Genomic DNA, 22,497 nt, shown 5'->3' with positions numbered 1-22,497 from the left:
AAACAGTCAGGAGGAAGGGTACGTATGTCAAAAATGAAGGGCGCATTGAAAACGGCTATCATTTTTTTGTTTTTAATGGTGTTTGTGGCGGCAGGCATCAGTATCTTTAGTAAAGCCAGTAAAACTTCCTTTGTCTATCGCAGTAAGGAGCCTCTGAAAATCGGTGCTACCTACATGACACTTAACAATCCTTTCTTTAGTATCATTGATGAAGAAATACATAATGTAGTCGAAGCGAATGGTGATGTGTTAATCAGTCTTGATCCTGCCTTAGACTTAGAAAAACAAAAACAACAAATACAATACCTCATTGATCAGAATGTCCAAGCGATCATTGTCAATCCTGTTGATTTCAACGGCTTAACTTCCTCCCTTGAAGCAGCCAAAAAAGCCGGTATCCCGGTCATTGCTGTGGATAGTGAAGTCATGGACAGTGACTTAATTACTTACAGTGTAATGTCAAATAATTATGATGCCGGTGTCCAGTGTGCAAAAGATATGATGAAATATAAGAAAAAAGCAGATATCGTTTTATTACAACATAGTACAGCATATTCTGCTGTTCAGCGCATTCAGGGCTTTATCGATACGATTAAAAATGATCCCAATTATCGTATTGTCGAACGCATTGAATGTGATGGTCAATTAGAGATTGCAATGCCGCTTATGCAAAAGTTCTTGGAAAAGGATGTATCTTTTGATGTGGTAATGGCTTTAAATGATCCAAGTGCATTAGGTGCTCTGGCAGCCATGCAAGATCAAGGCAAATTAAAAGATGTATTCGTATATGGCGTAGATGGCACACCGGAAACCAAGACACTGATATCAGAGCATATCATGCAGGCAACGGTTGCTCAATCACCAAAGACATTAGGAAAAATGGCGGCAGAAGCTGTTTATAAGATTCGCAATCATGAGAAAATAGAAAAACTTCAGCGTATTCCAGTGACCATCATCACACAAAAAAACGTCGGGAAATATTCATTAGAAGGGTGGCAATAGTATGTTACGTAAACAACTTATGGAAAACAGACTGCGCTATACCTACTTCATCATGTGCTTTCTGAATTTCACGATGATTGTCTTTATCAGTTCGATTATTTATATCACAACCAAACGTATCTGTGATATGCAAGAGGCAAGGACCTTTTTATCGATGATTGATTATTTACCGAAAGATCCTATGCATAGTATGATCTTATCAATTACAGCCTTTGTGGCATTATTGATCGTGATGCGTCTGCGTTTAAAACTACATTTTGAAACATGGCAGCTGGTGCTTTGTTTTCTGGTTGAGTCAGGCTTATGTCTATTGATCATGGAACGACTATATTTCAGTTCCAATTCCATATTGTTGCTGATGATGGCTGATTTATTAACCTATATTACTTCCAATACCTATCGTTTCTTCTTTATGGTTGTATTGGTTACGTTTTATTTAGGTGCTAATTATGATTTCTTATCGGCTCGTGTTTCCATGACATCCTTCTATGATTATATCAACTGTTATAATTCCTTTGTCAAATCACTCTTATTAAGTGTTCAAAATACCCTAGCCAGTCTGAATATCATTGTTTTTATCATCTACATGGTCTTTCTGGTTCAAGATAAGATCAATGAAAACAAGCGTTTCTTAGCATTGAATGAAGAATTACAAAGCTTAAATGAACAACTGAAAGAATATGCCGATATACGTGAAAAAATGGGAGAAACAAGAGAACGAAATCGTTTAGCCAGAGAAATCCATGATACACTGGGGCATACTTTGACGGGGCTATCCGTTGGCTTAGATGCCTGTGTGCTGACCTGTGAACTGGATCCCAAAGCCACACGTAAGCAATTAAGTGTATTAAGTGAAACCGCCAGAAGAGGCTTAAAAGATGTTCGTCGCTCGGTTGATAAGCTGCGACCGGATGCCTTAGAACATTATACCTTGAAAGTGGCAATTGATAAGATGATCAAGGAATTTCAGGAAATTACGGATGTGACGATTCACTTTGTCTGTCATTTACCTAAGTTAACCTTTGATTCTGATGAAGAAGAAGTCATCTATCGTATTATTCAAGAGGGAATGACCAATGCGGTTCGCCATGGACATGCGACGAAAATATATATTTCTATCGCAAAGGAAGAAAACACGTTAATATTAATAATAGAAGATAATGGTATAGGATGTGAAAACATCAAACCAGACTTTGGTCTTCATCATATGCAGGAACGCATTGAGTTATTAAAAGGGAATATACGTTTTTATGGTTCCAGTGGGTTTATCATTATCGCTGAAATACCAATTCGGGAGGGTTTAGAATATGATTAAGATTTTAATTGCAGATGATCAGGAATTGATTCGTGAAAGCTTAAAAATCATCCTAAGTACCAATAATGAATTTGAAGTAATTGATACAGTAGGGAGTGGAAAAGAAGTAGTCGAAAGCATACGCCGTCATATACCGGACATTATTTTAATGGATGTTCGTATGCCGGATATGGATGGTGTGCAATGTACCAAATTTGTCAAAGAAGTATATCCTGAAATTAAGGTTATTGTATTAACGACATTTGATGATGATGAATATATTTTCTCGGCCTTAAAATATGGGGCAAGTGGTTATTTATTAAAAGGGGTATCTTTAGATGAATTGACCTCCGCAATTAAAACCGTTCTGCAAGGAGGAGCTATCTTTAATCCGAATGTTGCCAGCAAAGTGACCAAGATCTTTTCAGAAATGGCAAAAAACAATATCGTGGCAGAACGTATTCATGATGAAGACTTACCGAATTTAAGCGATACGGAATGGAAAATCATTCAACAAGTATCACAAGGACTTTCGAATAAAGAAATCGCTGAAATATTAAAATTCACAGAAGGTACGATACGCAATTATCTCAGTGTTATTTTGGATAAGCTGCAGCTGCGTGATCGTACACAACTGGCTATCTGGTATATCCATAGAGGAAAAGAAGCATGAAACGGAAGGTTATAGCCGTTGCGGCTGCCTTTTTGTTGATCGTGTCAATCTTATTATATATGACCTATCAGAAAAATAAGCCAATCACATTGACGTTTGGCATGTTTGCCGGCAGTAATTGGGATGTGCCCAATGGCGAAAGCTATAAGATCATTGATGAAGTTGTGGAACGCTTTGAACGTAAACATCCTAATGTAAAGGTAGAATATGTCAGTGGTCTACAGAAAAGTGATTACTCTGAATGGCTCTCGCAACAGGCTTTAAAAGGCAATTTACCTGATGTATTTATGATACGATCAAATGATTTATCTACATTTTCTGATATCGGCATCATGCAAAATTTGAACAGCTATATTCATAAGGATGATGCATTCGATAAAGCGGCATACTTTACACCATCCTATCAATCCGGAACTTATCAGAAGAAACAATATGCACTCCCTTATGAAAGTGTACCAACATTAATGTATGTCAATCGTACCTTGTTGGAAAAAGAAGGTATTTCTCTTCCATCAGATGACTGGACATGGGCCGATTTCTATGATATCTGCCGCAGGGTGACAAAAGATACGAATGAGGATGGCGCATTAGATCAGTTTGGTGTTTATGGTTATGGCTGGCAAAATGCAGTTGCCTCAAATGGAGCTACGGTATTTTATGCGGAAGGTACAAAAGCAACTTTAAGTGATGAGCGGGTATATGAGGCGATAGAATTCACCAGAAGATTAGAAGAACTAAATCAAGGCATGACACCAACGAGCGAAATGTTTGATAAGGGACAGGTTGTTTTCTGCCCTATGCGTTTTAGTGAATACCGCACATATAAACCCTATCCTTGGCGTGTCAAGAAATATAGCAGCTTTGAATGGGAATGCATCCCTATGCCAGCAGGGCCTCAAGGAGATAATGTATCGGAACTTGATACCTTGTTGATGGGAATGGCAAAAACCTCACAGCATAAAGACCTCGCATGGGAATTCTTAAAAATGTTATCCTATGATGAAACAACGCAGGAGGATATCTTTGCTTATTCACAAGGAGTTTCTGTACTAAAAGACATTACCAATTCAAAGACGGTAAGTCGTTATCTGCAAGAAGATACACCAGGAGAAAGTGCTTTTAAGCTAGATTTCTTCAATAAAACAATGGAACATGCTATACCAGTGAATAAATTTTCAGATTATGATCAGGCAATGTCTGTTGCGGATAGTGAAATACGACGTCTTTTATCCACGGATGAAGATATTAAAACAATGGTGAATACACTGCAAAGTAAACTGGATATTTTATTACAAAATTAATAGTATTTCTAACATCGTTCAAACTGTTGACTCCATATGCAAAGGAAAAGTCAGCAGTTTTATTATGCTAAAGTTATATAATTGAGATTACATTATCTGACTATTAAACTTCTTATATACACACAGTATTTCTACATGTCAGCTTACGATTAAACTTTTGATAAACACGCAGTACTTCTATATGCTATCTTACGATTAAATTTTTGATAAACACGCAGTACTTCTATATGCTATTTTACTATTAAACTTTTAATAAACGTCCAGTACTTCTATATGCTATCTTACGATTAAACTTTCGATAAACACACAGTACTTCTATATGCTATCCTATAAGTTTTATTATCATCACACGACTTATGAACTGGTAGTTGCTTAGGATATGGTACCAAGGAAGAATGTGAAATTGGAAGAAGCAGATGTATATAACTATTAGAATGATGATTTATCCTGGGATAGGTCATCTTTTTTTGATGAAAAGATGTAAGAATTTTACTTTTGTAAAAAAGAGTACGCTATACTAATATCATAAATCTAATGGGAGGTAAGCTTATGCAAAAACGAATCTTATGTGGTTTATTTGCATGTGTGTTATTACTTGGTGGTTGTTCTACAAATACAAATGTTCATAAAAAAGAGCCAGAGAAGCAGAAAGATACAGAGAATAACAGTGAGGTTAATAAAACTTATGAATTTACAGGTGTTATTAAAGATCTGACATCCAATAGTATCATGGTGAAGAATCAAGATGAAGAAAAGCGATTTGATCGTGAACAAATGAAGATGGAAGGTACGGATACGTTGTTACTGGATGAAGAAGTAAGTATTACTTACCGAAAAGAAAAAGAGCATTTGATTGCTCTTCAATGTGTCGTGAAGAAGGTCGCAAAGCAACAGGAAGAAAAAACCGAAAAAGAAGTGGCTATCGATAAGATTATTGCCTCTATGAGTATCGAAGAAAAAGTCGGACAGATTTTCTTTGTCCGCTGTCCAGACATGTATTCTATAGAGGATGTGGATACATATCATTTAGGCGGATATATTTTATTCGACAGAGATTTCAAAGATCAAAACTATCAAGATGTTGTGGCAAAGCTCACCGCTTATCAGAAAGAAGCAAAAGTTCCTTTGTTAATCGGGGTTGATGAAGAAGGGGGAACTGTGAATCGGGTGAGTACTTATTTTCGTGAAGTTCCATTTTGGTCACCACAGGATTTATATCAAGAAGGTGGTATGCCGCTGATTATTTCTGATACTAAGGAAAAGGCAGAATTATTAAAAGGCATGGGCATTAATGTGAATTTAGCACCAGTGGCAGATGTTTCGACACATACAGAGGATTTTATATATGCACGATCTTTCGGCAAGAACGCACATGAAACAGCGAACTATGTGAAAACCGTAGTTCATACGATGAAGAAGAATCACATTGGTTCTTGTTTAAAGCATTTTCCTGGCTATGGAAACAATGTGGATACGCACACCGGTATAGCAATTGATAAACGTTCTATGGCAACTTTTGAAAATAGTGATTTTATCCCTTTTAGCGCCGGGATACAGGCAGGTGCAGATAGTGTTTTAGTTTCCCATAATATTGTAAAGTGCATGGATGCTAAACATCCGGCATCGTTATCTGCAAAGGTCCATAGGATATTACGTGAGCAGCTGAAATTTCAAGGCGTTATAATGAGCGATGATCTGGCTATGGATGCAATTACGCAATATAGTGATGATGCTAGTGTGGCCGTAAGTGCTGTCAAAGCAGGTAATGATTTATTAATTTGCAGTAATTATCGCGTACAGTTGCCGGCCGTTCTAGAAGCAGTGAAAAAGAAAGAAATTCAGGAAGAGCAGATTGATGCCTCCCTGCGTCGTATTTTAAAGTGGAAATATGACTTAGGTTTATTGTCATAAACGATACGTAAAAAAGCAACTCATCTTGGTTTATTATCATAAATGATACGTAAAAAGCATCTCATCATGTAGAATTCCCATTGATAGTTACAGGGAATGATACGATAAGATGCTTTTTTAACTATATGATTACTAATAAGCTACTAAGGTATTACTATAGAATCAATTATTAATGCCATGGTGAAATCCAGAAACACTACTATCTACGGTTTTAAAGGTATAGCCAAGGGATTGATAATATTCAATGATCGCAGGTAAGGCTTCTACACTTGCTTGGGATCCTGGATGATCATGCGTTAGCATCATCAATGGAGATGCCCCGCCATAAGATGTTGCCTCTTGAATCAAAGATGCACTCGGCAAAGCCGAATTTCCATCGCCGCTGCTGGAATTCCAATCATAATATTGATAGCCTCTTTCTTGAACTGCTTTTGCTAAGCGTGTCATTAACCCGGGGACGTTTGAAGAAACCGTGTTACTACTGCCTCCAGGGAAGCGGATAATGTTTGGTGTCAAGCCGGTTTGTTGTTTCACAACATCACTTATGTTTTGTAAATCTTTAAAATAAGCGGATTCGCTAGCATAAAGAGCTCCATAATCATGTGAATAGGTATGTAGTCCAATGGCATGGCCTTTTTGATATGCTGTTTTGATATAGCCAAGATAGGAAGGGCATTGCGCTGTAACAAAAAAGGTCGCTTTTACATGATAACGGTCTAATATTTCCAATACCTTTGGTGTGTTTGCACTAGGTCCATCATCAATTGTTAAATAGATGATTTTTCCAGATGTTTTTTCTTGCACGATGACGGTACGATTTATTTCTGTCTTATTACCGGCTTTGTCTATTGCCTGATACGTTATGCTATAACGTCCGGGTTGTTTTGCGTCAAAGTTATTTTTATTTATGGTAAAGTTAATCTTACCATCACGATCATCAATTGCTTCTACGCCTTTTTTGAAGTCAGGCTTCTCACCTTTTTGGATGGTCATATCTAAAATTCCGGTAAAAACAGGTGGCTGTGTATCTTTTTTTAGAATATTTGCAACAGCCTTTACCGTTGTCTGGTTTTTTCCTTCATCTTCGACGATGATTTGAACGGTTTGTTTGCCAAGTTTTGTAAAGGAATATGCTTTTGCAAAACGAGCTGTTGTTTTCGTAGCATCATCAATTTTTTGAATAAAATCCTCAGGTGCTACCTTATCACCGATGCTTATTTTTTGATCTTGCGCTACTACAACAGGTGGTTTGCTGTCTTTTACGATATAATCAAGGGTGAATGTATGACCATCTATAGTATAGGTTATTTGATGATTGCCAAGTTTTGTCGTGTCGATGTTTGTTTCTACATGTACATCCTGAAGTGAACCATGATCGATCTTTTTGATGAAAGCTTTAGCAGAATAGGTTTCTTTCACTTCCAGGGTTATCGGGTTCTGCGTAAAGTGAATACGTGGCATACTGAACCATATATAGCCGGCAACGGATAGAACAATGATTAGTAAAGCACAAAGAAGAATGCACAGGTAACGTTTTTTCTTTAAAGTATTTTTCATTTTTTCACTCTTTTCCTTACCATTATAGCATAGCATGGTTTTATGGTGAAAATTAGGAAGAAATTATAACAATAGTAAGTATTCTTTAATAATATGATGATATAAAAAAGGAAATTGTTTCGGTTTTTCATAAAATAGCTTTCTTTTATCTTGTTTTTGCTTTTCTAGTTAAGGTGCCTAATTTTTATACACCTATCGAATAACCTTGCACATGATTTTTAGGCAGTAAAAAAGACAATCGTATCTTAGGATACAACTGTCTGTTTATCTGTGGTAGTAGTTCTTTAAAAAGTTTTCTTTAAATTCGGCATATGTACCATCCAGAATCGCTTGGCGTGCTTGCTCTGTTAAGCGAATGATGAAACGCAGGTTATGCATCGATGCCAGATTATAATATGTATGCTTGTCTTCTTGTTTTTCTGATTTCATGAGGGCTCTTAACTGTCCGCGTGTCCAACCTGCTTTACATACCGGACAATCACAGCCTTCATCCAATAGTTCTTCACTATCCGCAAATTTTGATAAGCTATAATATCCATGGGTCGTATAGATCCTGCCATGTCTTGCTTCACGTGTTGGGGCAACACAATCAAAAGTATCGGCCCCCATTTCTACGCCAATGAGAATATCGTCCGGATGGGATAAGCCAAGCAAATGACGAGGCTTATTTTCTGGTAATTCTTCACAGCACCAGGTCAGAATTTCACCTAAACTTTCTTTTAGAAAAGCACCGCCCAGACCATAACCGTCAAAATCCATCTTGGCAAACTTTTGTGCGGTAGAACGTCGTAAATCTTCCCAACGTCCACCTTGTAAAACACCATAAAGCGATTGACGATAGCCTAAATCATCTCGGTGTTTTTTATGTTCTGCTAAACTGCGCAGTGCCCAGCGTTCCGTTCGTGCTAAAGCTTCGACGTTATATTCATAACTATCTGCCAGTGAAGTTAATTCATCATAAGCCATATGAATATCAGCACCGATGCGACATTGAATTTGCATGGATTCCTCTGGACCGATAAAATCATCCTGATCAGTGAAAGGATCATGAAACTGTACCCCATCTTCACTTACGATAGCTAAACGATCCTTAGGATCAGTATTGATAACCTCTTTTTCTCGATCCATACTGACGACTTTTCCTAAACCGGAGCCTAAGGACATAACCTGAAATCCTCCAGAATCGGTCAAAGTAGGTCCATTCCATCCAGACCATGCGGCCAATCCTTTCTGTGCTTGGATTTCTTCTGAAACATTGCGCAGATGATATCCATTGCTCAGCATTGCCTGTGCCTGAATAGCATGCAAATCCTGCATGGATAAAAACCGGACTTCACCCTTTGTGCCGACGCACATGAAAGCAGGTGTCTTAATATCTCCATGCGGTGTGTGAATGATACCTGCTCTTCCTAGTTTTCCAGGTATCTTTTTGACGATTTCAAAGCTAAATGTATTGTTGTTTTTGTATTCTGTCATTCTATCATTCTTCCTTTTAAACTTTTTGCGATGATGGCCTCAGCTGGGGAGAAGATAACTTCAAAGCTGATGCCGAGTACATAAGCAAATATCGCTTGTGCCAGAAATTCATGGAACGGCAGGACACCCAGAAACGCGATTGTTTCAAAGATGAAGGCATCCAGGATATGAGCAAATGCAGAAGAGCCTAACGCTCTGGCAATAAAACTTTTGGCAAATATGCCATCGTGATTCTTTAACTTCATGAAGATAACGTTATTCAATAGATTGCTGCAAACATATGCGAGCAGCGAACCAAGAATGATTCGTGGTGTAAAGCCGAATACACTGGCATATGCATTCTGCATGTTCCAACCATCATATGCCGGTAAAGCAATGACGATATAAAATACGATGATGGCTAGAATATTGATAAGAAAACCAGCTACAATAATATTTTTGGCAATCTTTTTTCCATAGAATTCCACAATCAAATCACCTATGATATAAGTGAGTGGAAAGACAACGACACCTCCATCAACAGCAATACCAAAAAAATTCCATAGCTTTATAGCGGCTAGATTAGATATCAGCAAGGTACTCACGGATATCGTAGCGAAGTAAAGTAAAAGCTTTTGTTTAAAATTTGGCATGGTGATATTATAACATAAATCAGTGAGAATGGAACCTACAGGAAGCAGACGGGTTACATGGTTAATAGGATTCTTTGTTTGGATTGTTTGAAAAACGGTATAAGGGCAATATCTGATACATATCCTATGAATAGGATCATCGTTATGCCATAGCTATACAATGGTTATCTTTTGTCTTTATTTTTGCATAGGAGTTGTGTTTTGTTTGTGATAGAAAAGGTTATATGCTATAGTTTGGTTATAAAATAAGGGAGGTTTTATACCTATGGATCAATTTACATCATTAAGAGAAAAAGTAGTTATCGTAACCGGAGGTACACGTGGTATTGGTTTTGAAACGGTGCGTAGTTTTTTACAAAATGGCGCAAAGGTCGCAATGCTGGGATCACGTCAAGAAACGGTAGATCATGCAATGGCATTGCTGATGGAAGAGGATCATACGTATCCTGTTAAAGGCTATCATCCTGATCTGCATGATGTTGAGGCAGTACAGGCTATGTTAAAGGATGTTACAGAAAAGTTTGGCAGTGTGGATATCTTGGTGAATAATGCAGGTGTATCTGATGCTACCTCTATTTATGCCTATGATGATGATCATTTTCTGGATGTCTTAAAAATTAATGTTGATGCAGTATTTCGTTTATCACGTTTAGTTGCACCGGTTATGAAGGAAAAAGGAAAAGGTGTGATTATCAATGTCAGCTCCATGGTATCGCTTTATGGACAGCGTTCGGGCAGTGCTTATCCAACGAGTAAGTTTGCCGTGAATGGAATGACGAAATCCTTAGCCAGAGAGTTAGGCAAAGATGGCATACGTGTGAATGCCGTTGCTCCCGGCATTACAAGTACCGATATGGTAAAGGCGTTAGATCAGACAATCATTCAGGCGATGGCTGCCAATGTCCCATTACAACGTTTAGGCGAACCGCAAGATATTGCCGATGCGATATTGTTTTTGGCCAGTGATATGGCATCCTATATCACAGGTGCTGTATTATCCGTTGATGGTGGATTTGTCGGATAAGGATTACGGATTTTATACGCAGGCACTCTTTTTTAGATAAAGAAAGAGTGCTTTTTTTACCTGTTTCCTTTGTTTCTGCATTATTCCTTTATCTTTGACCATATCGGCGAATTAGGGTGCTTAATTTGGGCTATCTTTTAGGTCTTTGTTTTTTCGCAGAGAACATAAAAAGCTACACCTGTAGCATAAGATATTTTTATGGATGCTTCATAAGAATTTATGGATGCCCTCTTTCATTGAATATCACATTCAATTTTATTATAATGTAGAAAGCGAGGTGTAAACATATGAAGTTTGGTGTAATCGGTATCAGTTATCAAAAAACCTCCATTCAAAAACGTGAAGGGGCATCCTTTAGCGATACGCAAAAATTACAGCTTTATGATGAACTACTAGATAGCAAAATCCTACAAGCAATGAGTGTGACAACATGCAACCGCAGTGAGTTGTATATTGTCTATGAAGAAAAGCAACAGCTGCATCAGGCGATCACCTTATTTGTGAAGATGGCGAAAACCATTGCTCGTGAAGATGTCTTTGTTAAAACGGGAAAAGAAGCCCTACTATATTTGTTTGAAGTATGTGGGGGCTATCATTCTATGATCCTTGGAGAAGATCAGATTCTTGGGCAAATGAAAACAGCATATGCATTTGCCAATCAGGCAGGAGCATGTCGCAAAGAGCTGCATCGCATCTTACAAACTTGCTTTTCCTGCATCAAACAAATAAAACAGACATATCGCATCAGCGAAATATCCACATCGATTGCTTATCTTGCCTATACATATTTAACACAGCAAACAACGTTGCAAGGGAAGAAAATTCTATTGATCGGAAGTGGGGAAATGGCACAGCTGATGCTTATGTATCTTAAGGATGTAAAAGCGGATCTTTGGCTATGTAGTCGTACCTTAGCTCATGCATCAAAATTACAGGAAGGAAAGGAAAAGCTGCCGATTGTACCTTTTGAAGAACGATATTCTTGTATTAAGGATTGTGATATGATCATTTCAGCAACGGCAAGTCCGCATGTCATCATTAAAAAAGAAGCGTATCCTCTCACAGAGAAAGAACAATATCTCATGGATCTGGCTTCTCCCAGGGATATTGATGAGACCATAAAAGATGAAAATCATCATCTCTGTAATCTAGATGATTTGCAAATCATCGCTGATAAGCATAGCAAAGAACGGCAAAAAAGAATGCGCCTGGCCTATGGGGATATGGTACAGCGTGTGGATTCTTTAATGGAATGGCTGTGCCATGTACAGGTTGACAAAGCGATAGCTTCTTTACAAACATACAGCAAACAACAGGCACAACATACGTATGAATTATTAAAACAGAAATTATCTTTACAGCCACATGAGGAACGCATGATGAAGAAAGTGCTGGAAACTTCTTTTTTGCGTATGGTAAAAGAACCGATTCTTTCCTTAAAACAGCTGCAGGAAGAAGATCAGGAACAATATGCGGCAATGGTAGAGCAGCTATTCTTAAAGGAGGATGACATATGCGATATATCATAGGAACCAGAGGCAGTGCCTTAGCCCTTGCCCAAAGTGAACAAGTTCGCACTTTATTACAAAACACCTATCCCCAGCATAGTTTCACGTTACAGATCATTGCCACAAAGGGGGATCTTCAACAGCATGTGGCATTAGATCAAATGGATGCCAAGGGCATTTTTGTGAAGGAAATAGAAGAAGCTTTGTTAGCAGGAAAGATTCATATGGCAGTACATAGTTTAAAGGACATGCCAACCCAATTACCCAAAGGATTATGTTTTACTAAAACGCTTCTTCGCGAAGATGCACGAGATGTTTTTATATCCCGTACCAAGACAGCGTTTCATGAATTAGGACCTCAGGCGAAAATTGGCACTGGCAGTAAACGCCGTAAGGTACAACTAATGAAACTGCGTCCGGATATATCTGTTGTGGGGATACGGGGGAATGTGGATACCAGATTGAGAAAAATGGAAGAACAGCAGCTTGATGGCATCGTTTTAGCAGCCGCAGGCTTAAAACGTTTGCAAGTACAAGGAATTTCTTATGAATATTTCCCCTACACATCTATGATACCGGCTTGTGGACAAGGGGCTTTGGCCATTGAGGTCAAAGAACAAGATGCCACGCTTTTAACCATGATCAATGCTTTGGCGAATACACATATTGATCAGGAAATTCAAATAGAACGCACCTTTTTACAGGCAATCGATGGGGGATGTCATACGCCGGTTGGTGCGCATTGCAAAATCACGGAAAAGGAAATCGTGTTTGATGCTCTTTATGGAAATGAGGATTGTAGTAAGATGTGTGATCTACATTGGAGGCGTCCTTTAACAGACGCACAGCAGCTTCCCTTTGAAGCAGCGAAGTATTTGATAAAGGCGGTGCAATCACATGAATAAAGTATATCTGGTTGGGGCAGGATGTGGTGATCCTGCATTATTAAGTTTAAAAGGAAAGGCTTGTATAGAAGAGGCAGATTGTATTCTATATGATCGCTTAATTGATCCTTCCTTATTATCCTATGCCAAAGCAGATTGTAAGCTAATTTACGTGGGGAAAGAGAACCATAAGCATACGATGCCGCAAGCGATGATTCAAAAACTGCTTGTAGATGCTGGGAGAACCTATCCTGTTACGGTACGTCTAAAAGGCGGAGATCCTTATGTATTTGGCAGAGGGGCAGAAGAAGGTCTGGCATTAGCACAGGCAGGTATTGCTTTTGAGGTTGTTTGCGGTATTTCTTCTGCTATCGGTGGTTTGGCATATGCCGGGATTCCGGTTACTCATCGAGGATATACCAATGGGTTTCGCGTATATACCGCACATTCACAAAAAGATGTCCTTGCCGATTTAAACTTTGCGGAGCTAGCCAAAACAAAGGATACGCTGATTTTTTTGATGGGCTTGCGCTCAGCCATGCAGCTTGTGGAAAAATTATTGGCATGTGGTATGGAGAAGGCTACGCCAATGGCCATATGTTCGCATGTCAGTATGCCTAGCCAAAAGGTGTTAACGACCACATTGGCAGAACTGCATCAAAAAGACATTGATACCTTATCTTCTCCTGCCATCATTGTGATTGGTGAGGTAGTTAAACTAAGAGAAAAGCTTTGTTTCTATGAACAAAAACCATTATTTCAAAAGCGCTATCTGCTAGTCAAGGTACAGAAAGAAGAACATCAAGCAGCAAAGCTATTACGCGAGCAAGGAGCATGGTGCGAGGAAGTACAATGTGGGTATTGTAAAGCGATAGCACATACATGGACAAAAGAAGCATTCCAATCTTTTACCCATGTCGTGTTTACTAGTGCGCAGGTGGTGCATATCCTCATGAAACAGCTGCAGGAGGCAGGTTTTGACAGTCGTATTCTTTATCAGTGTAAACTTTGTGTCATGGGAAAAGGAACCAAAAAGGCTTTGGCACAATATGGCTTATGTGCCGATCTGATGCCAAACATTCATGACAGTAAACATATGGCAGAGCTTTTAACAGCATCTGTTCAAAAACAGGATCATATCCTACTGCCAAAAGCTGTAAATGGAAATACGTATTTGCAAAAGACATTAGAAACACAATGTAAGGTAAGTTATGTGCCTTTATATACGATAGAAGAGCTGCCCCATTCAATACAAGATGAGGATTATGATGGCGTTTTAATGACGTGTCCTTTTAGTGTTCAGCAATATGCAAAGCAGACAAAGCAACGTAAGCAAATGGTGTATGCAATGGGAGAAAGAACAAAACAGGCATTGATAAAAGAAGGATTCACCTCCATTACGACATTGAAACATGCGGAAATGGAAGAATTTGTGAAAGCCATTTTACACCATGAAAAGAAAGGAAGGGACTAGAGCATGTATCGAGGTCGAAGATTAAGAAAAAACAGTGTCATCCGTGATATGATGAAAGAAACCAGATTGTCAGCAAAGGAGCTTGTTTATCCGCTTTTTGTGACGGAACAGCCAGATGTCAAACAGGTAATTCCAGCAATGCCGGGTGTGTATCATTATTCATTGGATCATTTGCATGAGATTTTAGATGAGATGGTAGAAACGGGTGTTTTATCCTGTATCTTGTTTGGTATTCCTTTACATAAGGATGCCTGTGGCAGCAGTGCATATGCACAAGATGGCATCATCCAGAAAGCGATTGCTTATATTAAACAAGAATATCCAATGCTTTATGTCATTGCGGATGTCTGCATGTGTGAGTATACAGATCATGGACACTGTGGCATCTTATGTGAAGATGGTCATGTAGATAATGATGTAACCTTAACCTATTTAAATAAGATTGCCTTAAGTTATGCAGCTGCTGGTGTTGATATGGTTGCGCCAAGTGATATGATGGATGGTCACATTGCATCTATTCGAGAATGTTTGGATGCACATGGCTATCAAGAAGTTGCGATTATGGGGTATAGTGCCAAGTATGCTTCTTCGTATTATGGACCATTTCGCGAAGCTGCACATTCTGCCCCAAGCTTTGGTGATCGCCGCAGCTATCAGATGGATTATGCCAATCAAGAAGAGGCAATGCGTGAGATAGCAGCAGATATTGAAGAGGGTGCAGATGTCATCATGGTGAAACCGGCTTTGGCCTATTTGGATATCGTAAAGATGGCCAAGCAACAGTTTGCGACACCTTTATGTGTATATAATGTCAGTGGAGAATATAGCATGTTGAAGTTGGCTGTAGCGCAAGGCTTAGTAAAGGAAGAAGTTATTTATGAAACCATGCTAGCCTTTAAGCGGGCAGGTGCAGATATTATCATCACCTATTTTGCTTTGGATATTGCAAAGCAACTTCGTAAAGGAGAGTGCTGAGCATGAACCATCAAAAGAGTGAGGCCTTGTTTGCCAAAGCTTGCCGCTATATACCGGGTGGTGTGAATTCCCCGGTGAGAGCTTTTGCGAATGTAAAAGAAATACCCTTGTTTGTAGATCATGCAGATGGTGCGTATCTATATGATGTTGATGGAAATGCCTATTTAGATTTTATCTGCTCCTGGGGGCCGATGATTTTAGGACATAATCATCCCTTATTGGTAAATGGTATGGAAGAGGTCATGTGCAAGGGAATCAGCTATGGCTTATGTACACCGGATGAGGAACATCTGGCAAAACTTATCTGTGATGCGTATCGTGGTATGGATATGGTACGTATGGTGAATTCGGGTACAGAAGCAACCATGTCTGCCATTCGCGTAGCCAGAGGCTATACCAAGCGCAATAAGATTATTAAGTTTGAAGGGTGTTATCACGGGCACAGTGATTGTCTGTTAGTGAAATCCGGCTCCGGTGCTTTAACCTTTGGCACGCCGACGAGTCCCGGTGTTCCTGAGGATATGGTAAAACATACACTGGTGTGCCGTTATAATGATCTGGCTTCCGTTAAAGAAGTGATGGAACAATATCCTGATGATATTGCGGCTGTCATCATTGAACCGGTTGCCGGTAATATGGGAGTCGTTGGCGCGAACGCTTCTTTTTTAGAAGGCTTACGGGCACTATGTGATGAATATCACAGTGTTTTGATCTTTGATGAAGTCATTACCGGTTTTCGTTTGGCATATGGAGGAGCTGCCCAATATTATGGAATTACTCCGGATATGGCATGCTTCGGTAAGATCATAGGTGCCGGCCTTCCGGTAGGAGCCTATGGAGGAAAAAAGGAAATTATGTCTTGTGTATCTCCATGTGGTCCTATCTATCAGGCAGGTACATTATCGGGGAATCCTTTGGCAATGCATCTGGGCACGCTATTATTAGACTATTTAAAAACACATCCACACCTATACACAGAGTTAGCAGATAAGGGACATTATCTGAAAACAGGTATAGAAAAATTGTTACAGGAAAAAGGATTACCTTTCCAAGTGCACCAATGCGGTTCTTTACTAACGCTGTTTTTTACAGATACAGCAATATCTTCTTATGATGAAGTGAAAACATGCTCGCAGGATATGTTTACCACATATTTTCATACCTTGTATGAAGAAGGCATCTTACTTGCGCCTTCTCCTTATGAGGCCATGTTCTTATCCGATGCACATACCAAAGAACAATTAGATTATGTACTAGATAAGATAGCACTTGCGTTAGATAAGGTCAAACGTCTATGAGCCTTTGTGTACAACTAGAGTTGAAAAATCGTAAGGTATTGATTGTCGGAGGCGGCCATGTGGCATTAAGAAAAACAAAATTATTTTTGCGCGAAGGTGCTAAGGTAACCATCGTTGCATCAGATATCTTAAAGGAACTGTATGCTTTGGCACAATGTCATAAGCGTGCATTTACACAAGATGATGTTCTTGATGCTTTTTTGGTGGTGGCAGCAAGCAATGATGCTGAGGTGAATGGAAAAGTGCGTCAGGCTGCCCAACAGGCAAATGTCTTATTTATGAATGTGGAAGCTGATTCGCAAAGTGATGTACATGCCATGTCTTATATAGAGGATGCTTATTATGCTCTTGCCTTCACTACCAAAGGGAATTCCCCTTGCTATGCAAAACAGGTCTTAGAATCGTTTAATGCACAGCTTAAACAACATCATGTACCATATCTTAAAGCTTTAAAGACGCTGCGCGCAGCCATTTTGCGACATGTCAAAGATGGTGTGAAAAAGCATGCATTATTAGAGGAGTTGATGACGATGGAGCTACCTTTGCTACAATTTTTAGCAAAGGCTTATCTGCAACAAAGGGCATGTGTCTTGGTGTATCATGGTGTGACAGGGGAAAAAGCTCAAGAAGAAATCGCGTTGCTGCTACAAGAACTATCTTTACATCAGCCAGCCATGGCTTTTGGTTATGCTTATCTTTCAAAGCGAATTTTATCGCAGGTAAACGATGAGCGAACAGCAGTATTTTCTTGTAGAAAGCTACTTGCTTTCTTGCAGGATGTATCAATACCGGTACAGGTGGTTCCTATGTTTTTGCAGGAAGGGCACTTTTATGAAGAAGCAAAGCAACTTGCATATGAATACCATGCTTCCATCTTACCCTTACCTTATGCAACAAAAGATAAACTACATGCATTACTTCAGCATTTGTATGACACTTATCATAAAGAAGGTACAAAATTGCTTATCACTTTTCATGCCAGTGAGGATTCACACTTCGAAAAACGCTGTCACGCCATTTGTGCAGAAATGAAGGATATGACTTGTTGCGATGAGAAGCAAAGCAAACAATTAGAAGAAACGATTCAAAGCTATCCATTATATATGTTATATGGTAAGCATGCTTCGGCTGCCAGCACGAAACGGATATCCTGTATGAGTGATAAAATTTTACGTAAACAGTTGTTTGATCATATCATGAGCATGTTGCAAGAGAAAGCTACAACTTAACCATTTATGGTTTGTCATGAGAATTGCATATCCTTTTGATGATAATGGAATAAAAACGCATCAATTCATTTAAAATTCAAGAAACTCCTCTTGTCGGAATACTATTTCTATTGTATAGTAAACATAGCAAAAGATTTTTTATAAGATGTGAATAACCTATGCAAAAGGCTGCATAGTATATAGTAAATCATAAGAATATTGGAGGAGTTTTTTCATGAAATTAAAACACGATCATATGTTGGCACAATTGTGTCATTTTGGTTTCCGCTGTGAGGAGAAGACAGCGGATGGTTTTCTGCGCTATTCCAGACGTATTGGCGATCTTTTAATTACGGTTGCGAATGGTCAATTTGAAAATAAGATTCGTCTTTCTATGCTGGAAGATAAGGAAGGACATATCCGTACCTCTTATCATGATTTGCATGCTTACACGGATTTAATAGGGGCATTGGCACAAGCCGGTATGCTTTTGGAAGAAAGCTATGTCTTGCATCATCATGAAGAAGATCATGCCACTGTTTATGATATGCATGAGAATCCATTAATTGCATTTCCTAAGAAACCAGAAGGGTTTATGATCTAAACAAAGGGTTTGCAATCTCTTTTTATTAACAGTATAATGATGGAAATAAAAAGGGGTGAGCATTATGATTGATGGACATACACATTTAGAAAATGGGCCATTGACACCTGATTACTGTATGGAATTTATCGAGGCAGCAGTGGCAAAAGGGATAGATACTTTGCATATACTGGATCATACACATCGCTTTATTGAATTTGCGCCGATGTATGAACCCTTAAAGAAGGCCGATCCCAGACAAAAAGCATGGTTTGAAAAAAAACAGTTAGAGCCTTTACAAACCTACTTTGATTTAATCGCTGAAATGAAGTCAAAACAGCTTCCTATTGAAGTAAAATTTGGCTTAGAGGTTTGTTATGCTCCCAGGGATAAAGCATTTTTAAAAGATTTGTTACAACAATATCCCTACGATTTTCTGATTGGAAGCATTCATTCCATTGATGGTTTATTGTATGATATGGAAGCATTTTCCCGGGAAATATTATGGGATAAATACGATACAAACGCGATTTATCAGCGATATTATGAAATTATGGAAGATATGATATGCAGTGGTTTATTTACGCAAATCGGACATCCCGACCAGTTAAAGTTATTCCATTATACACCTACGATGGATATGACACCGATATATGAGCGGATTGCTGCTTTAGCAAAACGCTACCATGTTCAGATGGAAAATAATACAGGTATTTATTATCGCTATCATCATGAGGATATGGGGACGAATGCTGCTTTCCTTAACATTTTGAAGCAACATGGTGTGGACATCATAACTGCCAGTGATGCACATCGTAGTGAACATGTGGGGATGTATATAAAAGAAATAAGTGAATGAGCCTTTCCATAGGGCTCTTTTCTCTGGAAAGGATGTATATGAGTTTATATTTTGTAAGACATGGTCAAACCGATTGGAATCAGCAAGGGAAATTGCAGGGAAGAAGCGATATTCCTTTAAATGCTATCGGTATTCAACAGGCAAAAGATACGAGCAGGTTACTAAAAGATGTATCTATTGAAAAGATTTTTTGTAGTCCGTTAACGCGGGCCATGCAGACAGCGGCCATTTTGCAGGAAGTCACAAAATGCGATATCGTATATGACGACCGTTTAAAAGAGCGCTGCTTCGGTGATTTGGAAGGTAAGAAGATGAATACCATCACAACATACCTTTGGGATTTCCAAGCATTACCTTGCCCGCATGCAGAAGCAATGGATGCTTTCTTTCAACGTGTGCAGGAGTTTCTAAAAGAAATTACCACAGATCTTAGGACACATGATTATTTGATCGTAGCTCATGGAGGTGTATATCTGCCGGTACATGAATATTTTAAAGGATTACAACGTGAACAAGATCTGATGAAGATTGTGCCTAAGAATTGCACCCTAACTAAATTTGATGCATCACTCAGTATTCTTGTTTAATATTGTAAGGATGTTTTAATTGCCAATGAACCTATGCAATCGCATTGGTTTTTTATTACGATTGTATGAGCATCCTTTCTGCAAGAGCAAATGTGCAATGGATACAAATGAATCTATCACAATAATGGTAGTTCACAGAAAGGCTTTCTGGTGTTATACTTACCAATGTTGGGAATCCTAGTATATAAGATAGAAAGGAAGGTAGCTATGACAAAAATTGATATTATTTCCGGCTTTTTAGGAGCAGGAAAGACAACTCTGATAAAGAAACTGTTACAAGAAGCATTTGGAAAAGAAAAGATCGTCTTAATTGAAAATGAGTTTGGTGAAATCGGTATTGATGGCGGCTTTTTAAAGGATGCCGGTGTGGAAATTCGGGAGATGAATTCCGGCTGCATTTGTTGTTCATTAGTCGGTGACTTCAGCGAAGCATTAAAGAAAGTGATTAAAGACTATACACCAGATCGCATTATTATTGAACCAAGTGGCGTTGGAAAACTATCCGATGTCATTCAGGCAGTGCGCGGCGTTGCGGAAGAAATGCAGGTGCAGATGAACAGCTTTACGACAGTTGCGGATGCTTTGAAGTGTAAGATGTATATGAAAAATTTTGGTGAGTTCTTCAATAATCAAATTGCTTATGCTAATACGATTGTATTAAGCCGTACGCAAAACTTAAATGAAGAAAAGCTACACGACGTTATTCATGCGTTAAGACATGAGAATGAACATGCGCGTATGATTACAACACCATGGGAAAAACTTGATGGCAAGGAAATCTTACAGGCTATGGAACAAAGTGATGATCTGGCGAAAGAATTATTAGAAGAAAGTGCAATTTGTCCAGAATGTGGGCATCATCACGAACATGGTGAGCATCATCATCACGATCATGAACATGACCATGACCATGATCACACCTGCAGTTGTGGACACGACCACGATCATGACCATGAACATCATCATCACCATCACGCAGATGATGTCTTTACCAGCTTTGGCAGCGAAACGGTGAAGAAATTCAGTCAGGAAGAGTTAACAGCTATCTTAAACGCATTAGCTGATGAAGAAACCTATGGAATGATCTTACGGGCAAAAGGCATGTTAGAAAGTGATAAAGGGGAATGGCTATATTTTGATATGGTACCTCAAGAACATGAAATTCGTATTGGTGCGCCTACCTATACCGGACGATTCTGTGTCATTGGCTCTAAGTTAAATGAAGATGCACTGAAACAGCTGTTTCATGTAGAATAGGAGATCTTTATGACAGTACCTGTATATTTATTTACCGGTTTTTTAGAAAGTGGAAAAACCTCTTTAATCAAAGATACCTTACTGGACCCTGGGTTTAATACGGGTGAAAAAACGCTATTATTGGTATGTGAAGAAGGTATGGAAGAATATGATGAGGATTTTCAGAAAAAGACCAATACTGCCATCGTCACTGTGGATAAGTATGAAGATCTGACCTATAAATTCTTAAAAAAATGCGATAGCATGATAGAACCAGAACGTGTAATGATTGAATTTAACGGAACATGGAATCTGACCAATTTCCTTGATACGTTAGATTTTCCATATGACTGGTTGTTGGTTCAACTTCTTTCTACCGTAGATGCCTCTACCTTTGAAATGTATCTAAACAATATGCGCTCGATGATTTATGAACAATTGGTGCATTCTGAAACGATTATTTTTAATCGTTGTGATGAAGATACCAAGAAACTCTATTTGCGGAATAATATCAAGGCTATTAATAAAGGCGCACAGATTATTTATGAAATGAGAAATGGGGAAATCGCGGAACTTGGCGAAGAGGATATGCCATTTGATCTGCATGCAGATATTTTACAAATCCGCGATGATGATTATGGCTTATGGTATATGGACGCCATGGAACATCCGCAAAAATATGATGGCAAAATTGTAGAATTGAAAGGAAAAGTCATTTCGACACATGTAGATGATATTCCTAATGCTTTCGTATTTGGCCGTTTTGCGATGGTTTGTTGTGCAGATGATACATCGCTTATCGGCTTATTGGTACACTATGCATCTTCAAATGAGCTTTTGCCGAAAGAGTGGGTAAAGGTTCGCGCTAAGGTGAAACTTGAGTATGATGAAGAATATCAAGGAAATGTGCCTATTTTATATGCAGATGATGTAACAACGGTGGATGCATTAGCGGATGAGTTTGTTTATTTCAACTGATTTTTCATGAGGTATACTTTATAAATGATCATAAGGC

Annotated in this window: 20 protein-coding genes; 17 read left to right on the top strand and 3 right to left on the bottom strand. The window is 38.7% G+C overall.

All coding sequences use genetic code 11. The features are described from left to right. Window positions 1-24: 24 nt before the first annotated feature. From AC1VS3_RS00395 to AC1VS3_RS00375, 5 genes are all read left to right on the top strand, one after another. Window positions 25-1,002 carry a sugar ABC transporter substrate-binding protein gene (locus AC1VS3_RS00395; RefSeq protein ID WP_008689947.1) on the top strand — a complete coding sequence of 326 codons (978 nt, stop codon included), beginning with the start codon at window positions 25-27 and terminating at the stop codon, window positions 1,000-1,002. A 1-nt stretch (window position 1,003) separates the two neighbouring features. Next, a complete protein-coding gene (locus tag AC1VS3_RS00390) occupies window positions 1,004-2,317 on the top strand; it encodes a sensor histidine kinase (protein WP_008689944.1) in 1,314 nt (437 codons plus the stop codon). Continuing rightward, window positions 2,310-2,969 carry a response regulator transcription factor gene (locus AC1VS3_RS00385; protein ID WP_008689942.1) on the top strand — a complete coding sequence of 220 codons (660 nt, stop codon included), beginning with the start codon at window positions 2,310-2,312 and terminating at the stop codon, window positions 2,967-2,969. Before AC1VS3_RS00390 ends, AC1VS3_RS00385 begins: the two co-directional genes overlap by 8 nt. Continuing rightward, complete coding sequence (locus tag AC1VS3_RS00380) at window positions 2,966-4,270, top strand: ABC transporter substrate-binding protein (RefSeq protein ID WP_008689940.1); 1,305 nt, start codon at window positions 2,966-2,968, stop codon at window positions 4,268-4,270. Before AC1VS3_RS00385 ends, AC1VS3_RS00380 begins: the two co-directional genes overlap by 4 nt. 549 nt (window positions 4,271-4,819) lie before the next feature. Further along, window positions 4,820-6,181 (top strand): glycoside hydrolase family 3 protein, encoded by a 1,362-nt coding sequence (locus tag AC1VS3_RS00375; protein ID WP_008689938.1) that lies wholly within the window; start codon window positions 4,820-4,822, stop codon window positions 6,179-6,181. A gap of 162 nt (window positions 6,182-6,343) precedes the next feature. Here AC1VS3_RS00375 and AC1VS3_RS00370 read toward each other — a convergent pair whose 3' ends face one another. From AC1VS3_RS00370 to AC1VS3_RS00360, 3 genes are all read right to left on the bottom strand, one after another. Then, window positions 6,344-7,738 (bottom strand): polysaccharide deacetylase family protein, encoded by a 1,395-nt coding sequence (locus tag AC1VS3_RS00370; protein WP_008689936.1) that lies wholly within the window; start codon window positions 7,736-7,738, stop codon window positions 6,344-6,346. Window positions 7,739-8,002: 264 nt separating this feature from the next. Continuing rightward, window positions 8,003-9,214 (bottom strand): tRNA guanosine(34) transglycosylase Tgt, encoded by a 1,212-nt coding sequence (gene tgt, locus AC1VS3_RS00365; RefSeq protein ID WP_008689935.1) that lies wholly within the window; start codon window positions 9,212-9,214, stop codon window positions 8,003-8,005. Continuing rightward, window positions 9,211-9,846, bottom strand: a complete 636-nt coding sequence (locus AC1VS3_RS00360; protein WP_008689934.1) for a queuosine precursor transporter — start codon at window positions 9,844-9,846, stop codon at window positions 9,211-9,213. Before AC1VS3_RS00360 ends, tgt begins: the two co-directional genes overlap by 4 nt. Window positions 9,847-10,111: 265 nt before the next feature. On the opposite strand from AC1VS3_RS00360, the gene AC1VS3_RS00355 reads away from it, so the two are divergent. From AC1VS3_RS00355 to AC1VS3_RS00300, 12 genes are all read left to right on the top strand, one after another. Beyond that, window positions 10,112-10,870 (top strand): SDR family NAD(P)-dependent oxidoreductase, encoded by a 759-nt coding sequence (locus tag AC1VS3_RS00355; RefSeq protein ID WP_008689933.1) that lies wholly within the window; start codon window positions 10,112-10,114, stop codon window positions 10,868-10,870. Window positions 10,871-11,157: 287 nt separating this feature from the next. After that, complete coding sequence (hemA, locus tag AC1VS3_RS00350) at window positions 11,158-12,399, top strand: glutamyl-tRNA reductase (RefSeq protein WP_008689932.1); 1,242 nt, start codon at window positions 11,158-11,160, stop codon at window positions 12,397-12,399. Further along, window positions 12,384-13,283 (top strand): hydroxymethylbilane synthase, encoded by a 900-nt coding sequence (gene hemC, locus AC1VS3_RS00345; protein WP_008689931.1) that lies wholly within the window; start codon window positions 12,384-12,386, stop codon window positions 13,281-13,283. The genes hemA and hemC overlap by 16 nt, the downstream gene beginning before the upstream one ends. Next, window positions 13,276-14,736, top strand: a complete 1,461-nt coding sequence (gene cobA / locus AC1VS3_RS00340) for a uroporphyrinogen-III C-methyltransferase (protein WP_008689930.1) — start codon at window positions 13,276-13,278, stop codon at window positions 14,734-14,736. Before hemC ends, cobA begins: the two co-directional genes overlap by 8 nt. A gap of 3 nt (window positions 14,737-14,739) precedes the next feature. Next, entirely contained in the window at window positions 14,740-15,711 is a 972-nt protein-coding gene (hemB, locus tag AC1VS3_RS00335) for a porphobilinogen synthase (protein WP_008689929.1), read from the top strand. A 2-nt stretch (window positions 15,712-15,713) separates the two neighbouring features. After that, window positions 15,714-17,009, top strand: a complete 1,296-nt coding sequence (gene hemL, locus AC1VS3_RS00330) for a glutamate-1-semialdehyde 2,1-aminomutase (RefSeq protein ID WP_008689928.1) — start codon at window positions 15,714-15,716, stop codon at window positions 17,007-17,009. Further along, window positions 17,006-18,238: a precorrin-2 dehydrogenase/sirohydrochlorin ferrochelatase family protein gene (locus AC1VS3_RS00325; protein ID WP_008689926.1), complete on the top strand. Its 1,233-nt coding sequence runs from the start codon at window positions 17,006-17,008 to the stop codon at window positions 18,236-18,238. The genes hemL and AC1VS3_RS00325 overlap by 4 nt, the downstream gene beginning before the upstream one ends. A gap of 214 nt (window positions 18,239-18,452) precedes the next feature. Further along, window positions 18,453-18,821: a hypothetical protein gene (locus tag AC1VS3_RS00320; protein WP_008689924.1), complete on the top strand. Its 369-nt coding sequence runs from the start codon at window positions 18,453-18,455 to the stop codon at window positions 18,819-18,821. A gap of 64 nt (window positions 18,822-18,885) precedes the next feature. Beyond that, window positions 18,886-19,659 (top strand): histidinol-phosphatase HisJ family protein, encoded by a 774-nt coding sequence (locus AC1VS3_RS00315; protein ID WP_008689922.1) that lies wholly within the window; start codon window positions 18,886-18,888, stop codon window positions 19,657-19,659. A 38-nt stretch (window positions 19,660-19,697) separates the two neighbouring features. Continuing rightward, window positions 19,698-20,246 carry a histidine phosphatase family protein gene (locus tag AC1VS3_RS00310; protein WP_017144555.1) on the top strand — a complete coding sequence of 183 codons (549 nt, stop codon included), beginning with the start codon at window positions 19,698-19,700 and terminating at the stop codon, window positions 20,244-20,246. Window positions 20,247-20,453: 207 nt separating this feature from the next. Then, the gene (locus AC1VS3_RS00305; RefSeq protein ID WP_481275472.1) at window positions 20,454-21,503 is read left to right on the top strand and encodes a CobW family GTP-binding protein; all 1,050 of its coding nucleotides are present in this window, start codon (window positions 20,454-20,456) and stop codon (window positions 21,501-21,503) included. Window positions 21,504-21,512: 9 nt separating this feature from the next. Next, on the top strand, window positions 21,513-22,460 hold the full coding sequence (locus tag AC1VS3_RS00300; protein ID WP_008979699.1) for a TIGR03943 family putative permease subunit: 948 nt from the start codon (window positions 21,513-21,515) through the stop codon (window positions 22,458-22,460). The last annotated feature ends 37 nt before the right edge of the window (window positions 22,461-22,497 follow it).

The sequence above is a fragment of the Longicatena sp. genome, from assembly GCF_982403165.1.
Note: the sequence above shows the minus strand (reverse complement) of the source record. Positions and strands in the feature narration are given on the sequence as shown.

Coding starts and splice junctions, on each gene's coding strand:
- AC1VS3_RS00310 (WP_017144555.1), top strand. CDS start 19,698: ATGAGTTTATATTTTGTAAGACATGGTCAAACCGATTGGAATCAGCAA.
- AC1VS3_RS00325 (WP_008689926.1), top strand. CDS start 17,006: ATGAGCCTTTGTGTACAACTAGAGTTGAAAAATCGTAAGGTATTGATT.
- AC1VS3_RS00370 (WP_008689936.1), bottom strand. CDS start 7,738: ATGAAAAATACTTTAAAGAAAAAACGTTACCTGTGCATTCTTCTTTGT.
- hemB (WP_008689929.1), top strand. CDS start 14,740: ATGTATCGAGGTCGAAGATTAAGAAAAAACAGTGTCATCCGTGATATG.
- AC1VS3_RS00360 (WP_008689934.1), bottom strand. CDS start 9,846: ATGCCAAATTTTAAACAAAAGCTTTTACTTTACTTCGCTACGATATCC.
- AC1VS3_RS00300 (WP_008979699.1), top strand. CDS start 21,513: ATGACAGTACCTGTATATTTATTTACCGGTTTTTTAGAAAGTGGAAAA.
- AC1VS3_RS00355 (WP_008689933.1), top strand. CDS start 10,112: ATGGATCAATTTACATCATTAAGAGAAAAAGTAGTTATCGTAACCGGA.
- hemL (WP_008689928.1), top strand. CDS start 15,714: ATGAACCATCAAAAGAGTGAGGCCTTGTTTGCCAAAGCTTGCCGCTAT.
- AC1VS3_RS00305 (WP_481275472.1), top strand. CDS start 20,454: ATGACAAAAATTGATATTATTTCCGGCTTTTTAGGAGCAGGAAAGACA.
- AC1VS3_RS00380 (WP_008689940.1), top strand. CDS start 2,966: ATGAAACGGAAGGTTATAGCCGTTGCGGCTGCCTTTTTGTTGATCGTG.
- AC1VS3_RS00320 (WP_008689924.1), top strand. CDS start 18,453: ATGAAATTAAAACACGATCATATGTTGGCACAATTGTGTCATTTTGGT.
- hemC (WP_008689931.1), top strand. CDS start 12,384: ATGCGATATATCATAGGAACCAGAGGCAGTGCCTTAGCCCTTGCCCAA.
- AC1VS3_RS00390 (WP_008689944.1), top strand. CDS start 1,004: ATGTTACGTAAACAACTTATGGAAAACAGACTGCGCTATACCTACTTC.
- hemA (WP_008689932.1), top strand. CDS start 11,158: ATGAAGTTTGGTGTAATCGGTATCAGTTATCAAAAAACCTCCATTCAA.
- AC1VS3_RS00375 (WP_008689938.1), top strand. CDS start 4,820: ATGCAAAAACGAATCTTATGTGGTTTATTTGCATGTGTGTTATTACTT.
- AC1VS3_RS00315 (WP_008689922.1), top strand. CDS start 18,886: ATGATTGATGGACATACACATTTAGAAAATGGGCCATTGACACCTGAT.
- AC1VS3_RS00385 (WP_008689942.1), top strand. CDS start 2,310: ATGATTAAGATTTTAATTGCAGATGATCAGGAATTGATTCGTGAAAGC.
- tgt (WP_008689935.1), bottom strand. CDS start 9,214: ATGACAGAATACAAAAACAACAATACATTTAGCTTTGAAATCGTCAAA.
- cobA (WP_008689930.1), top strand. CDS start 13,276: ATGAATAAAGTATATCTGGTTGGGGCAGGATGTGGTGATCCTGCATTA.
- AC1VS3_RS00395 (WP_008689947.1), top strand. CDS start 25: ATGTCAAAAATGAAGGGCGCATTGAAAACGGCTATCATTTTTTTGTTT.